15 protein-coding genes and 1 tRNA gene are annotated in these 13808 nt (G+C 40.0%); 9 read left to right on the forward strand and 7 right to left on the reverse strand.

Annotated features, from left to right (window positions below):
• Window positions 1-8: 8 nt before the first annotated feature.
• Window positions 9-80, reverse strand: a tRNA-Arg gene (locus V7O67_RS12310).
• Window positions 81-327: 247 nt separating this feature from the next.
• On the opposite strand from V7O67_RS12310, the gene V7O67_RS12315 reads away from it, so the two are divergent.
• The 3 genes from V7O67_RS12315 (at window position 328) to V7O67_RS12325 (ending at window position 2777) form a co-directional block, all read left to right on the forward strand.
• Window positions 328-651 (forward strand): multidrug efflux SMR transporter, encoded by a 324-nt coding sequence (locus V7O67_RS12315; RefSeq protein WP_342304562.1) that lies wholly within the window; start codon window positions 328-330, stop codon window positions 649-651.
• A gap of 53 nt (window positions 652-704) precedes the next feature.
• On the forward strand, window positions 705-1193 hold the full coding sequence (locus tag V7O67_RS12320; protein ID WP_342304561.1) for a hypothetical protein: 489 nt from the start codon (window positions 705-707) through the stop codon (window positions 1191-1193).
• 216 nt (window positions 1194-1409) lie between these two features.
• Window positions 1410-2777: an MATE family efflux transporter gene (locus V7O67_RS12325; RefSeq protein ID WP_406670114.1), complete on the forward strand. Its 1368-nt coding sequence runs from the start codon at window positions 1410-1412 to the stop codon at window positions 2775-2777.
• Window positions 2778-2996: 219 nt separating this feature from the next.
• Here the strand turns inward: V7O67_RS12325 and tnpC are convergent, their stop codons facing one another.
• Window positions 2997-4445, reverse strand: coding sequence for an IS66 family transposase (gene tnpC, locus V7O67_RS12330; protein WP_406671457.1), 1449 nt, complete (start codon window positions 4443-4445; stop codon window positions 2997-2999).
• Window positions 4446-4836: 391 nt separating this feature from the next.
• On the opposite strand from tnpC, the gene V7O67_RS12335 reads away from it, so the two are divergent.
• The gene (locus V7O67_RS12335) at window positions 4837-5031 is read left to right on the forward strand and encodes a MoaD/ThiS family protein (RefSeq protein WP_342304559.1); all 195 of its coding nucleotides are present in this window, start codon (window positions 4837-4839) and stop codon (window positions 5029-5031) included.
• Between the two features lie 118 nt (window positions 5032-5149).
• On the opposite strand, the gene V7O67_RS12340 is transcribed toward V7O67_RS12335, so the two are convergent.
• The gene (locus tag V7O67_RS12340) at window positions 5150-5473 is read right to left on the reverse strand and encodes a helix-turn-helix domain-containing protein (RefSeq protein ID WP_342304558.1); all 324 of its coding nucleotides are present in this window, start codon (window positions 5471-5473) and stop codon (window positions 5150-5152) included.
• A gap of 376 nt (window positions 5474-5849) precedes the next feature.
• Between V7O67_RS12340 and V7O67_RS12345 the strand changes: the two genes are divergently transcribed.
• From V7O67_RS12345 to V7O67_RS12365, 5 genes are all read left to right on the forward strand, one after another.
• Window positions 5850-6590: a HesA/MoeB/ThiF family protein gene (locus V7O67_RS12345; RefSeq protein ID WP_342304557.1), complete on the forward strand. Its 741-nt coding sequence runs from the start codon at window positions 5850-5852 to the stop codon at window positions 6588-6590.
• Between the two features lie 122 nt (window positions 6591-6712).
• Window positions 6713-7354: a cobalamin-dependent protein gene (locus V7O67_RS12350; protein WP_342304556.1), complete on the forward strand. Its 642-nt coding sequence runs from the start codon at window positions 6713-6715 to the stop codon at window positions 7352-7354.
• A complete protein-coding gene (locus V7O67_RS12355) occupies window positions 7351-8388 on the forward strand; it encodes a uroporphyrinogen decarboxylase family protein (protein ID WP_342304555.1) in 1038 nt (345 codons plus the stop codon). The genes V7O67_RS12350 and V7O67_RS12355 overlap by 4 nt, the downstream gene beginning before the upstream one ends.
• 6 nt (window positions 8389-8394) lie before the next feature.
• The gene (locus V7O67_RS12360; RefSeq protein ID WP_342304554.1) at window positions 8395-9042 is read left to right on the forward strand and encodes a DUF1638 domain-containing protein; all 648 of its coding nucleotides are present in this window, start codon (window positions 8395-8397) and stop codon (window positions 9040-9042) included.
• 268 nt (window positions 9043-9310) lie between these two features.
• Complete coding sequence (locus V7O67_RS12365; RefSeq protein WP_406670115.1) at window positions 9311-10282, forward strand: sensor histidine kinase; 972 nt, start codon at window positions 9311-9313, stop codon at window positions 10280-10282.
• A 9-nt stretch (window positions 10283-10291) separates the two neighbouring features.
• Here the strand turns inward: V7O67_RS12365 and V7O67_RS12370 are convergent, their stop codons facing one another.
• From V7O67_RS12370 to tuf, 4 genes are all read right to left on the reverse strand, one after another.
• The gene (locus tag V7O67_RS12370; protein ID WP_406670116.1) at window positions 10292-10657 is read right to left on the reverse strand and encodes a DUF1641 domain-containing protein; all 366 of its coding nucleotides are present in this window, start codon (window positions 10655-10657) and stop codon (window positions 10292-10294) included.
• A gap of 12 nt (window positions 10658-10669) precedes the next feature.
• The gene (locus V7O67_RS12375) at window positions 10670-11860 is read right to left on the reverse strand and encodes an NAD(P)/FAD-dependent oxidoreductase (protein ID WP_406670117.1); all 1191 of its coding nucleotides are present in this window, start codon (window positions 11858-11860) and stop codon (window positions 10670-10672) included.
• A 243-nt stretch (window positions 11861-12103) separates the two neighbouring features.
• Window positions 12104-12415, reverse strand: a complete 312-nt coding sequence (rpsJ, locus tag V7O67_RS12380; RefSeq protein ID WP_176964439.1) for a 30S ribosomal protein S10 — start codon at window positions 12413-12415, stop codon at window positions 12104-12106.
• A 34-nt stretch (window positions 12416-12449) separates the two neighbouring features.
• Window positions 12450-13718: a translation elongation factor EF-1 subunit alpha gene (gene tuf, locus V7O67_RS12385; RefSeq protein WP_406658018.1), complete on the reverse strand. Its 1269-nt coding sequence runs from the start codon at window positions 13716-13718 to the stop codon at window positions 12450-12452.
• Window positions 13719-13808: the final 90 nt, after the last annotated feature.

Raw genomic sequence — 13808 nt, forward strand, 5'->3', positions numbered from 1 at the left:
AATATTTACGAACCTGCCGGGAATCGAACCCGGGTTCTAAGCTCCGGAGGCTAAAGTGATATCCACTACACTACAGGTCCATTATTTGAGTATAACGATTTGCATGTTTCTCATTGAAGATAAATATAGTGTTGGACGGAATGTTGATTTAAAGGTTAATTCTAATATTGGTTAGGGTATCAGGTGGAATGGCCTGTGTTTGCTTAATGTTTGCAATGTTATTCTTGTTAAATGTGAAATGTTTTTTCTGCAGAATTTTTTGCCAATAGTTATAAATACAAAATCTGTTTTATTAGCTTTTAATATTTATTAAAAATACTAAAAGGTATGAAAATGGAATGGATTTACTTATTAATTGCAGGAGTATTTGAAACCGGGTGGGCAGTTGGACTGAAATATAGTGATGGTTTAACCAGGTTTTATCCGGTGGTGTTTACAATCGTGACTCTGATTTTAAGCATGTATCTATTGGAAAAAGCTCTGAGGACATTACCGGTTGGGACTGCCTATGCAGTATGGACAGGTATTGGGATTATTGGGACGACAGTACTGGGAATAGTCCTATTCAATGAATCCATTAATTTATCCCGATTATTTTTCATAGGACTGATAGCTGTTGGCATTGGTGGCTTAAAATTGGTGTCTGCATGATCGTGCATTACCCAATATTTAAAAGGGAACATTCAGATTCATAGAGGAGAAAAATGAGTGACATTGAGAACAAGATAATTGACATTGGTCATGAGATCTTCAAAGGCTACGGGGTTGACAATCCCACTGCACAGATTCTATCAATACTTAACTTTGAGTCAGAAGAGGTAAGTATGGAGGAGCTGGCAAAGAGAACCGGGTATAGTCTTGCCTCCATCAGTCTTAAGATTAAAAATATTGAACATTTCTGGGGTATAAAAAGAATACAAAAACCCGGGTCTCGTAAGACATACCTTCTCATGGAAAAGGATCTGTTAGATGCTTTTGCTATCCAGATTAAAAATGGTTTTGCAACTGAATTAGAAATTGCAAAAACGAAAATACCTCCTCTTATAGAAGAATACAGATGTAATGCCACGACTCAGGAACAGGAAACCAAACTGGATACATACGAAAATTACCTTGCAGAGATAAACCGCTTTGAAGAATTGATCCAATACATATACGCTCAGATCTCTGATTTGAAAGAGAATAAAGTTTAAGCTGCTGTTGAGTTCTTATCAAACAGTCTTTTTAGATTTAAGAAGGCAATATATGCAGGTGATTTTGTTCATTGAAGAATAATTACATCTATAATGTCCGTAACACGTTGTTTTTCATTCAATTACTGACATGATCTGATTGTTTGCAAATGATTAAATACGGCAAACTCATTCAAGTTGCTCTTAGTACCCCATAATCATACGGAGGTCTATTGAATGAAGCACGAAAGATATGATATGCTTGCAAACGAGAACATAAAAAAGCTCATCTTCAAGCTGTCAACTCCTGCAATCGTGGGATTGCTCGTGCAGGCATTCTATAATCTTGTGGATACCATATTTGTGGGCAGGGGACTGGGAGCCGATAGTTCGCTTGGAATTGCGGGAATTTCCGTGGCATTTCCCATACAGATGCTCATGATGGCAATTGCTCTTGGAATAGGTATCGGTGGATCATCCATAATCTCGAGGACACTGGGAGAGGATAATCCCGACAAGGCAGAGAAGACACTGGGCAATATGGTCACATTGGTCATTGTATCGAGTGTGATCTTTACAGTTCTCGGGTTGATATTCATTGATCCCATGCTGAAGATATTCGGGGCTTCCGAGAGCGTCCTTCCTTTTGCGAGGGAATACACGAAGTATATCCTCATGGGGACCATATTCTTTGCTTTCTCTGCAGCACTGAGCAATGCCATTAGAGCAGAGGGACATGCAAAGTTCGCAATGGCCATCATGCTGTTCTCAAGCGTTGTGAACATAATACTCGATCCGATCTTCATCTTCGAGTTCAACATGGGAATCATGGGAGCTGCAGTTGCGACTGTCATATCCCAAGTGATCGGCTCTGTAATGGTCATCTACTATTATTCAAGCAGCATAAGCATGGTCTCATTCAGGTTAGGATATATGATGCCCGATCTTGCTCTTTCACAGGAAATAACAGGCATCGGAATGTCTGAATTTATTTTCAACTCAGTTGAAAGCCTGGTCTTTATTCTCCTGAACCAGAGTCTTCTGGCATACGGAGGAGACATGGCAATTGCTGTATTTGGCATTATTATCAAGGTGTTCATGCTCACTTTGATGCCTATAATAGGGATTAAGCATGGGATACAACCCATATTCGGCTTCAACTACGGTGCCAACAACTTCGAGCGAGTCAGGGAAACGGTCTCCCTTTCGAATTATATCGTACTTGGCATGTGCATTCTGAGCGTCATAGTTGTCTTCCTGGTCCCGGAGCAGATATTCAGGATTTTCAGCAATGATGCTGAGCTGATAGAAATGGGAGTTCCTGCCATAAAGATAAGCTTCCTTATGATGCCATTTATAGGAACCCAGGTAGTGGCCATGGCCCTGCTCCAGTCTCTGGGAAAATCAAAAGAATCACTGGCGATCACACTTTCAAGACAGGTATTCTTCCTGCCACCCCTTATATTCATACTGCCGTTATTCATGGACCTGACAGGCATATGGTTATCATTCCCGATATCCGATTTTCTCGGATTTGTCGTGGCGGTGGTCCTGATGAAAAGGGAAGTCAGGAAACTTGGTATATCAAAAAATAAAGGCAATTGATGCATAAAGCGTGTCTCATTTCAAATGTGTGTATAAGCAATTTATGATGACGTTTTTTTTGTAAGACTATGTAATAATTGTGATGTGGGAAGTAGTATTTGTGTCCGTGCAAACAAGACCATATTGCAGGTTGATGAGTTTTGTGACTTTGGTCTAGTTTCTTTTTTTGTAACTATTCAGCCTAGCTCACTTCCACCAAGCTGATTTCTTCATCCACGATCAATTCTGCAACTTTGGAACAAATGAATTGCCATAAAATATTGCACTAATTGCATCGATAACAGATTCAGAATTCTTATTAACAGTAGACACGTATCCTCTTATACGGCAGAAATTTTTTGCACCCTGTTCACTGCGGAAAGTACCTGATATCTTCTGCTGTACTTTCGTCATTCTGATCTCTCTTTCAGCCTGATTGTTATCAAACGGAACGTTTTGGTCGTACATAAATCGCAAGATATCCTCTTTATGGCCAATAAACCTATCCAGCAAATTCTTTACCGTGGTCTGCTTCTTACGTCCTCGTTTTTTAGACCGCACATTTGATTCCGGATCAGGAGGATTTTCATTCACTCCTAAACAAGTTATGTGATCATAATCCTCACTGAACCTTTGAATTAGCTCAGTATCTAAAAGATCATTATCAACATGATGTTTAATGCATATCAAGAGATCACTCATTATCTTTGGCCACTGTTGATCCCTGTTTTCGGAAGCTCCAGTTAACTCTCGTAATAAATGTGCATTACATAATGAATGTTGACATTCATATTTGTTGTACGGTTTCCAAAAATCATGTGTTGCAACACCAGTGTAACCTGGTAATATGCCCATAGCATCCATTGCTTCTGAGCCCCTTTTGCGATGTGCAAAATAATAGGTCAGTTTGTCTGTACCTGCCACATGAAGCCAATTACGAACTGCATTTATTCTCATTCCTGTTTCATCCAGATTGATGACAGGAGATTCTTTCAGGAGATGTTTCACTGTATTTTCAAAAGCTCCAAGCTTCTCAAAACAACTACGTTCCGTGTTCACCAAAGTAGCAGGACTTATCTTGCATCCCAAAATATCAGAGAACAACTTGGTAACACGCTGATAAGGAAGTAATTGGTAAGTGTGCAAATAAACTGCAAATGACTTAACTCGATGACCGTATTGAGTCGGCTGAGTTACACCATCTGGAAAAAGAGCTTTGTTTACATGAGAACATTTGGGACATGTTTTAATCTCGCAACGATGTTCAATGCAATTGATAGTTATAGGAGGAATGTCAAAGACCTGTCTTCTTTCATAGTCAGAGGGAACAGAAGCTAACGATCTCCCACAATTGACGCATTGATTAACAGGATGAACAATAACTTCATCCGGATCATCATTTATTCTTAATGTAGTACCAGGATGACCGTTTTGACCACCTACATGCTTATTGGTCTTTTTTCTTTGACTTTTAACGGTTGGTTTATTCCGTGCATAAGAATCAGTAGAAGGTGGTTTGCTACTGTTGCGACTATTCTTTTCAAGCATTTCTTCCAAATGCCTGACACGCTCTTCAAGTTGTGCAATTTGGAGAGATTGATGTTCAATTATCCCAAGTAATCGAGTTACAAGTTCTACTACTGCTTCTGGACCAGCTTCATAAACTGCAAGTATTTCTTCGCGGTCTATACAAATCCCCTCAGATTGATAGACGTTTTTTATGATATTTTACTGAATATTTTTTAACACATAGAATGAAGCCATAGTATATTGTTTTTTGCATCATTAAAACAGTCAGGCTGAATAGTTACCTTTTTTTAAAATATGCTCAAAATATTTGTTTGCCGGCATGCGAACAAAAGTGTTAAATACCACAGGTGTCTATTATGTGTATTCACAATTGTGAAGAAAAACGTTTTCCAAGGTTTCGGACTCATTCATCACAGTTTGAATCCGGGCATTGGATTGTGGTCTTTTCGACCTTTGTTGCAGGAGTTATCATAACTCCTGCTAAAAAACGTATTAACCTGAAAGTCTAAAACCCCTAATTTTATTTACTATCACCTATTCAGGCAGGACCATGAAAGTAAAATTACCATCCGGTAAAACCGAAGAAATGAATTTAGGACCAATTACTGTTGAAGAGTTGCTGCGTGAGCTGAAGATCAGCCAGGGGGAAGTGCTTGTGTCAAGGGATGGTCATATCATTCCTGTGGATGCTGTACTCAATAACGGTGATGATATTCGTATAATGCAGGTTGTTTTCGGTGGCTGACCGGGAAAAGACTGGTTGAAGCACTGTCTATATAGGTTATAGCTGAAAGGATGGATAAATCTTCTTTTTCAGCATATTTTTTCATCAGGAAGAGTTTCATGTAATATGGAATACCATATTATTTTTTGTTTTCGTCATTGACGCACTGCTGTCCATCTTCACGCAATTGCCGGCAAATACTGCAAATTCTCTCAGCAAGATCATCTACTCGATTTTCTTTCATATCTTCTGCAAGAACTCGTATGGATTTTTTGATATCTTCTCCAAATACTATTCGATAACCTCTTTTCTTGGAGAGGTATTGTGAAACAGCTGAAGGTGCCATGTCCAGTTCTTTGGCAACTTCCTGCTGCGAAAGTCCGCAGTTAACAAGTTCTTCTGCGATTGCTGCTCTGATGGCAGGTAAAACATCCCAGACAATTGTCTGACAGGGTAATTTCATGATATTGATTTCCTCTTGATTTTAATAGATTATATTTTATGAATCTTACTCACAATTGTGAATAACGTCTAAGTCTTAAAGTCTTTTCTCTCTCATAGGCTCAACCCTAATGGCAAGGATAGCTTTTTTCCCTTCGGTGAAGGAATGTACACAGAACTTGGATGAGAAGAAAAGATATCTAATTTCCTCATCGATAAGTTGCTTGAAATAGAAGGAAGTACAGTATTATTTGAGAACTCCAGAAAACATGAACTTTCAAAGGTTGACACCATCGGAAGCTAAGTCCCTGTAATCTATAGTCTTTCATGGGAAAAGGTCAACTATCATGTAGAATTACTTCAGAGAATATTATTAACAGATTTGAGGGATGTGTATCATGTTAAGCAAGGAAGAGCTTGAACGTTACAACAGGCAAATAATGCTTTTAGGTGAAGATGGCCAAAAGGCATTAAAGAATGCAAAGGTTTTCATTGCAGGTGCAGGAGGACTTGGATGTCCGGTTGCACTTTATCTTGCAGTTGCCGGTGTGGGGCAACTGAGAATTGCAGATCGCGATTGCGTGGAACTAAGCAATCTTAACCGACAGGTGCTGCACTGGGAGGCTGATATCGGCAGAGCAAAGGTATCGTCTGTCGGAGATAAGCTCCAGGCCGTAAATCCTCACATAGATATAGAAACATTTCACCTTACAATAGATGAATCAAACGTCAGGAAGCTTGTAGGGGATGCAGATCTCATAGTTGATGCCATGGACAATTACTCTATCCGTTATCTCCTAAATCAAGTTGCCTATGAAAAAAGTATTCCACTGATTCATGGAGCTATAAGTGGTTTTGACGGGCAGGCTATGACCATAATTCCCGGGGAAAGTGCATGTTTCAACTGTGTTTTCCCTTCAGCTCCGCCAACAGAAGTCTTTCCAGTTGTTGGTGTTACTCCTGGTATAATTGCTATGATACAGGTCAATGAAGTTATCAAGTATCTGGTAGGTACTGGTAGACTTCTGACAAACAGGCTTCTCATCTGGAATGGGCTTTATTCGGAGATGGAAACTCTCAAGGTATCCAGAAGACATGATTGCAAGGTATGTGGTAAAACCGTCAAATCACAGGCGTAATCACATGATTCAAATATACATGTTCTATTATACAGGATACAAAATTCAGCGAAATTTCACATATTTTTAATAACACCTTTATATAATTAAATCGCATATTCTTTACAAAAGAACCAGGCGGTGTGCGTGTCGACAGAGATAACGTTTTTGAGCTAGAAAATGCCCTTCTTTCCCTGAACAGAGTTGCAGCAGGTAACATCGTAAAAAAAGAATTTACCGGGGATAATGCTTTTGAGCTTATCCAAGAGCTTATTGCTCCTACTCTTGAAAAAATCGGAGCTATGTGGGCAAGTGGCGAAATTGCATTATCGCAGGAGTATATGGCAAGCAAGATATGTGAGGAAATAATGGAATCTATACTGCCTGCCGAGAGTCCTGACAGGAAGGACATGCCAATAATAGGTATTACAACCCTTGGGGATGAACATATGCTTGGAAAACGTATCGTTTCTTCATTCCTTAAGGCCAATGGATTCAATATGCATGATTATGGTGATATGGGGCCTGAAAAAGTTGCCAGAAAGGTCAAAGAAGATGGTATCGAGGTTCTGATGGTTTCGACACTAATGCTTAATCTTGCCCTTAATATCAAAAATCTCAGATATATCTTTGACCGCGAAGGTATCAAAGCAAAAATAATAGTGGGGGGTGCACCGTTTTTGTTTGACCGTCAGCTGTGGAAAGAAGTTGGTGCTGATGCTATGGCAGTTGATGCTACAGAGTCTGTCAGTAAGATATATAATGTTCTGGGGTTATCGCAATGAAAAGTGAAGCAATGACTCCCATGGAAAGAGTCCTGACAGCCCTTAATTATGAAGAAGCGGATAGAGTTCCATTCTTCCACCTGCTTACAACACAGGGATCAAAAGAATTCAATATTTCTATCGAGAAATATTTCTCAAAGCCTGAAATGGTTGCACAGGGCCAGATAAAAATGCAACAGAAATATGGTCATGATTGCTACTATTCTTTTTACTATGCATCACTTGAGCTTGAAGCATGGGGAAGAAATTCTATTTTCTACTCTGATGCCCCTCCGAATGCTGGCAAGCCAATAATATCTGATTATGAGAACATAGGGTCGCTGGAAGCGCCTGATGTTTTTGAATCGCAACAATTACAGAAAGTTCTGAAGACCACAGAACTGATCAAGAAACATGCAGGTGAAGATATCCCCATAATTGGAGTAGTTATGTCTCCCTTTGCATTGCCGGTTATGCAGATGGGATTTAATCGTTTTTTTGATTTGATATACGAGGAACCTGACAAGTTTGAAGAACTTATGCGCATCAATGAAGAATTCTGTATCAAGTGGGCCAATGCCCAGATAGAGTCAGGCGCAACTGCAATCTGTTACTTTGATCCTGTATCGTCCTCAACTATCATTCCGCCTGAACTTTACAGGAAAACAGGATTTAAGGTTGCCAAAAGTGCAATTCCCAGAATTAACGCACCTGTTGCAACTCATATGGCTTCAGGAAGATGTCTTCCCATAATAAATGATATTATAGAAACGGGAACTTCTATTATTTGTACAAGTGTACTGGAAGACCTTGGAGAAATAAAAAATGAATGTAATGGAAAAGTGTCAGTAATGGGTAACCTGAATGGAGTTGAGATGCGGCACTGGACTCGTCAGGATACTGAATATCATGTAAAGGAAGCAATTCAAAAGACTGCGAATGGCGGTGGTTATATTCTCTCTGATAACCACGGGGAAATACTTTATCTTGTTCCTTCAGAAGTTATCATGAATATTTCTGATTCCGTAAAAAAATGGGGTCAGTACCCGGAGTAGAATATTATGTTTTATGATCATTACATTGTTGCACCCGTAAATATCCGGCAGGAAATCGAATATATCCTTAATTCTGAAAGTCAATATGAAGGGATAAAATGCGCCTTTTTTAAGTCTTCTCAGGATACTCCAAAGTCTGAAATAATCCTTGGTATCATCAGGGAGCAAAAATGCGACAATGATATACTGCTTCTGTGTGATACATCATGTCCCGAAGTTTGCATTCCGGAAGAGTATTCTGGCTCTGTTAAAATTCATAAGACTGAAAATATTTATGACTTGTTTACTGAGAGTCAGGCTTTGCAGGAGTATGAAGATGCAGGTTCTTTTATTGTAGCTCCCGGATGGCTGGAAGACTGGCAGAATAATCTGAGGTCTATTGGTATGTATGACGATAATTCAGCGTCCTCATTTTCTGAATTATATTCATCTATTTTGATTCTGGACATAGGCATTCATTCCGATTTTGTTTTCAAGGCAGAAGAATTTTCCAAATTTGTAGATGTCCCATTCAAAATATTAAATGTTGGGATGGGATACTTCAGTGTGGTCTTTGATAACCTTATACTTCGATGGAGTATTGAAAAGAAGCAAAAACAGTTGAAATTATGCCAGAGAAAAGCGGCTTCATATGCTATGTCTATTGATTTGTAACTATTCAGCCTACCACAATTAGCCTATTGATACTGATTTAATCAAAACGGAGATGTTTGCTCACTAACAACCTAAGAATCAAAAAAGCAATCAATGACAACAATCAAAATTAATGATCCTAATAAAATGTAGGTCTCAACTTTTTGTCAAGATTGCTATTGATAGTGTTTTTATCAGGCTGAATAGTTACATTGATTTTATCAAAACAATTGCTGATATTACAGATGAATCTGTTGAAATCAAATCGATTTGTAAATTGTTCAGTACAATGTTCGCTCCGAAGAATGTTGTTTACCATTCTTTTTATGAAGATGAGGTAGAAGTTCAGTACTGCAAATCCTTTGAAACCAAACATGGTGTCATAATGAAATTGAGAGATTCTGATGAAAGCTATGTTGTGTTTGATACGGAAGATGGTTTCGCGATAAAAGTTTTGATGGCAGATACTCTCTTTGGTATTATCGAGGTGCATGGCATTGCTTTTCCGGAAAATCTGGATGAGTATCTAAGTGTTGCTTTTGATCTTGCAAAGGCGTCAGGACTTGCGATATCCAATATAAGGCGCTATCATGAAGTATTCAGATCAAAGGAAGAGCAGGTGAAACTTACCGAAATGCTTCGTAATACAAATCGTATTCTAAGGCATGACATTGCTAATGATCTTCAGGTCATCATGGGAGCTTTAGACTTGCTTGAGGAGAAGGGGGATGAAAAATTTATTTCTATGATAAGAAAAGCTTCACAAAAAAGTGCTTCTCTTATAAAAGATGTAAAGGAAATTGATCAGGTCTCAGTTGTTGATGAACAGCTTAAACTTTTGAATGTCAAAAATCTGGTGGATAATGCTATAAGTGCACATGCAGCAAAATTCAATGTAACTGGAAACTGTCTGGTTATGGCTGATAATGCTCTGGCTTCAGTTTTCGATAATATTGTCAGTAATGCTCTGGTTCATGGAAATGCCAGCAAGGTCGATATTGAAATATTGAATCAAAATGGCATCTGTGAAATTTTAATTGCTGATAATGGTATTGGAATTCCTGATGCAGTAAAATCCAGAGTTTTTGATGAGGGATACAAGTATGGAAAAACCGGGAATACCGGATTTGGATTGTATATAGCTAAAAAAACAGTTGAACGGTACGGTGGCTCTATACGTGTTGAGGACAACAAACTGTCAGGTGCAAAATTTGTAATTGAATTAGATGCTGCGTCAGATTATAAAAAAGAAGATGAATAGTAAGTTACTTTAATCTTCTGTTGCTCTTCCTATAGCTTTAACCAGCGTTAACATTACTCCCATACCTTTCTGGAAATCTTCATCCTGTATTTCCCTGACCAAACCGCCGACTCCTATCTTTGGTGGGTCCAGAAGAGCTTTATCAAGCTGGGGGTCCTGCAATCCTCTCTCCATGACATCGACAAGATCAGTACTGATCATTGCGTTAATCATTTTGAAATAGACCGATGCAATTTCAGCTATACCGTGTGCAGTCTGATCGTTCATGTAGTCCTGTAGCATTCGTGATGTTCTTATCAGGTCCAGTAAAGCTTCAACATCTGAAGGTGTAATTTCGATTCCCGATATCTGACTGGTGGTAATATCTTCTGTCATGCCTCTCCCTCCTCAGAATAATCCTTTAACACTGGCATCCCAGTGTATATGATAATACATACGATACAGATACCAGCCTATTTCGGTGGTCTTGAAAGGTGCAGGAGGTACTCCGTATTTCCATGTGGCAATATAGCCTTTCCCTGGTGTGGTTTGGGTTTCCATATCAGTTACTATCGGACAACCTGTTTCACCTTCATAGTGTGTCTTCATACCGTTTCCATAAACATCGTTGATCAGGTTCTGACTCACCGCCAGTGCCTGGTAATGTGCTCCGATTCCTGTTTTGAGAATTTGGGCCGGTCCAAGATCTCCCAGGACATATACATTATCAAAGTTACCCGCAGGCCCTCTGTACTGAAGTGTGGTTTCGTTTGCTGACAGCCATCCCTTTTCATCTGTAAGACCGGAATCTATTAGTACCTCTGGCGCTTTGTGCGGAGGCACAGTGATCAACAGATCATAATTTACCTTTTCTCCAGTTTTTGATGTTAATTCTTTTCGGGTTGCATCAACTTCAGCCAGCTGGAAGTTTCTGATGACTTCTACATTCTTTTCTTTAAATTGTTCACTTACCATTTTATTGAACTCAGGAGGTCCTATGGGTTCCATGGGCCAGAACAGGGTCAATTGCACATCATCCCTGTTCTTTTTTACATTACGAAGATAACTATCGAGCATGAAAGTGAATTTTATAGGTGCACCGGGGCAGGGAACAGGCATGGAGGCAACTGATATTGCAACTCTTCCTCCATTGATTTTTCTTATGATATCCCGTACCTTGAAAGCATCCTCCAAAGATGTATAAAACGTATTAAGGTCATCTGTAAGCCCCGGAACAGCATCGACATCGGCTCTGCAACCCATTGCAACGACGAGGTGTTCATAACTGTACTTTTTACCACTCCTGACAGTTACTTCTTTATTTTGGAGATCTACTGAGGTAACCTCGCCATTCTTTCCATAGAAGGCTTTCACTCTGGGACTTATGAGTTTCTTCCGTGATCTTGTGATATCTTCAGGTGTATAAAGATCAAAAGGGATGAAGGTAAAACCGCCCTGATTAATACTCGTATCACTTTTGTCGAGAATTGTTATCTTCAGTTCTTCTCTTGCAATTCTATTCCTGAATTCCCTGGCTAGGATATTTGCTACAACCGAACCGGCATAGCCTGCTCCTAATATCAGTACCTTTTCTTTCATAACTTAACCCCATATTTTTTATGAGTTGCTGGTTTAGATATATTTTGCGGTACTGATGATTTCTCTGGGCAGTATTTAACCAAATGGAAGAACCTCTAAAAAAAATATTATATAGCAGTTCTTTCCAAATATCTTTCATAGCAGGCACTCTTCAGTGCCGCTGAAAGATAAGAAGTAGAAGGTTACAGAATGTTCTGTAACGTTTAAGGAGTATAGTTATTGTGAACAATAACTATAGCGTTTTTAGTTCTGTAATACGATCTCAATGTTTATGTCCTTTGGGACTTGAATACGCATGAGCTGCCTGAGTGCACGTTCGTCGGCTGCAATATCGATGAGCCTCTTGTGTACACGCATTTCCCAGTGATCCCATGTTGCGGTTCCGTCACCACTTGGACTCTTACGGACAGGTACTACCATCTTTTTAGTTGGTAGGGGAACTGGTCCTGAGATACTTACACCTGTTCTGTCTGCAATGGCTTTCACCTGTTCGCAGACTCCATCCAGGTTTACCGGACTGATCCCTGATAATCTTATTCTTGCTTTCTGTGACATGTTTGTCTCCTAAAAAAAGGAAAAGTTGAGTGTCTTATTTCTGTGTGACACTCATGCACATGCCAGCTGCAATGGTCATACCCATATCACGGATAGCGAATCTTCCAAGTTGTGGGATTTCCTTTACTGGCTCGATTACCATTGGCCTTGTTGGCTTTACGGTAATGATTGCTGCATCTCCTGCCTTGATGAAGGTTGGGTTCTCTTCCTTGACCTGACCTGACTTTGGATCAAGCTTCTTGTTGAGTGCCATAACTGTACATGCGGTCTGGGTTGTGTGGCAGTGGAATACAGGTGTGTATCCTGCTGTGATCGCGGATGGGTGCTGGAGCACTACGATCTGGGCGGTGAACTCATCAGCAACTGATGGTGGGTTCGCAGCCGGGCCACAGACGTCACCTCTTCTGACATCGTTCTTTCCGACACCACGTACGTTCCAACCGATGTTGTCACCAGGTACTGCTTCAGGAACTTCTTCGTGGTGCATCTCGATTGACTTTACTTCTCCGGTAACGCCACTTGGATTAAAGGTCACATCTTCACCTTTCTTCATGATACCAGTCTCTACCCTACCTACTGGTACGGTTCCGATACCTGAAATGGTGTATGCGTCCTGTACTGGGATACGGAGTGGAAGCTTGTCTGGCTTTTCTGGTTCCTTGAGGTCGTTAAGGCATTCAAGAAGTGATGGGCCTTTGTACCATGGTGTATTCTCGCTTGACTTTGTGATGTTGTCACCTTCGAATGCGGATGTTGGGACAAATGGAATTTCGTCTGCCTTGAATCCGACCATACCGAGAAGCTGGCTTACATCTTTCTTGACTTCGTTGTATCTTTCTTCGCTGTAGTCAGCTGCATCCATCTTGTTAACAGCAATGATGAGCTGGTTGATACCGAGTGTCCTTGAAAGGAACACGTGCTCTCTTGTCTGAGCCATTACACCATCAGGTGCTGCTACGACAAGAACAGCTGCATCTGCCTGGGAAGCACCGGTGATCATGTTCTTTACGAAGTCACGGTGACCTGGGCAGTCTACTACTGTAAAGTAGTATTTGTCGGTATCGAATCTCTTGTGGGAGATATCGATGGTTACTCCTCTCTCACGCTCTTCCTTGAGGGAGTCCATTACCCATGCGAAAGCGAAGGATTCTTTTCCTTTCTCTTTTGCTTCTGCCTTGTATTTCTCGATAAGGTGAGCAGGTACTGCACCTGTTTCGAACATCAATCTTCCGACAAAAGTTGATTTGCCGTGGTCAACATGACCGATAACTGCTAAGTTCATGTGTGGTTTCTCAGCTGCCATTTTCATATCTCCTACTTTTAATTATAAATTATCAATTTGATTTGACCTAATAGTTGTTTTCACGTTTAAACCTTTCTGAAGAAAAGGGAT

The organism is Methanolobus sp. ZRKC4 (assembly GCF_045291305.1).
Lineage (GTDB): Archaea > Halobacteriota > Methanosarcinia > Methanosarcinales > Methanosarcinaceae > Methanolobus.

Bases quoted from the DNA above. Each gene is read 5' to 3' on its own strand.
- V7O67_RS12315 (WP_342304562.1), top strand. From the start codon at position 328: ATGAAAATGGAATGGATTTACTTATTAATTGCAGGAGTATTTGAAACC.
- V7O67_RS12320 (WP_342304561.1), top strand. From the start codon at position 705: ATGAGTGACATTGAGAACAAGATAATTGACATTGGTCATGAGATCTTC.
- V7O67_RS12325 (WP_406670114.1), top strand. From the start codon at position 1,410: ATGAAGCACGAAAGATATGATATGCTTGCAAACGAGAACATAAAAAAG.
- V7O67_RS12335 (WP_342304559.1), top strand. From the start codon at position 4,837: ATGAAAGTAAAATTACCATCCGGTAAAACCGAAGAAATGAATTTAGGA.
- V7O67_RS12340 (WP_342304558.1), bottom strand. From the start codon at position 5,473: ATGAAATTACCCTGTCAGACAATTGTCTGGGATGTTTTACCTGCCATC.
- V7O67_RS12345 (WP_342304557.1), top strand. From the start codon at position 5,850: ATGTTAAGCAAGGAAGAGCTTGAACGTTACAACAGGCAAATAATGCTT.
- V7O67_RS12355 (WP_342304555.1), top strand. From the start codon at position 7,351: ATGAAAAGTGAAGCAATGACTCCCATGGAAAGAGTCCTGACAGCCCTT.
- V7O67_RS12360 (WP_342304554.1), top strand. From the start codon at position 8,395: ATGTTTTATGATCATTACATTGTTGCACCCGTAAATATCCGGCAGGAA.
- V7O67_RS12365 (WP_406670115.1), top strand. From the start codon at position 9,311: ATGTTCGCTCCGAAGAATGTTGTTTACCATTCTTTTTATGAAGATGAG.
- V7O67_RS12370 (WP_406670116.1), bottom strand. From the start codon at position 10,657: ATGACAGAAGATATTACCACCAGTCAGATATCGGGAATCGAAATTACA.
- V7O67_RS12375 (WP_406670117.1), bottom strand. From the start codon at position 11,860: ATGAAAGAAAAGGTACTGATATTAGGAGCAGGCTATGCCGGTTCGGTT.
- rpsJ (WP_176964439.1), bottom strand. From the start codon at position 12,415: ATGTCACAGAAAGCAAGAATAAGATTATCAGGGATCAGTCCGGTAAAC.
- tuf (WP_406658018.1), bottom strand. From the start codon at position 13,718: ATGGCAGCTGAGAAACCACACATGAACTTAGCAGTTATCGGTCATGTT.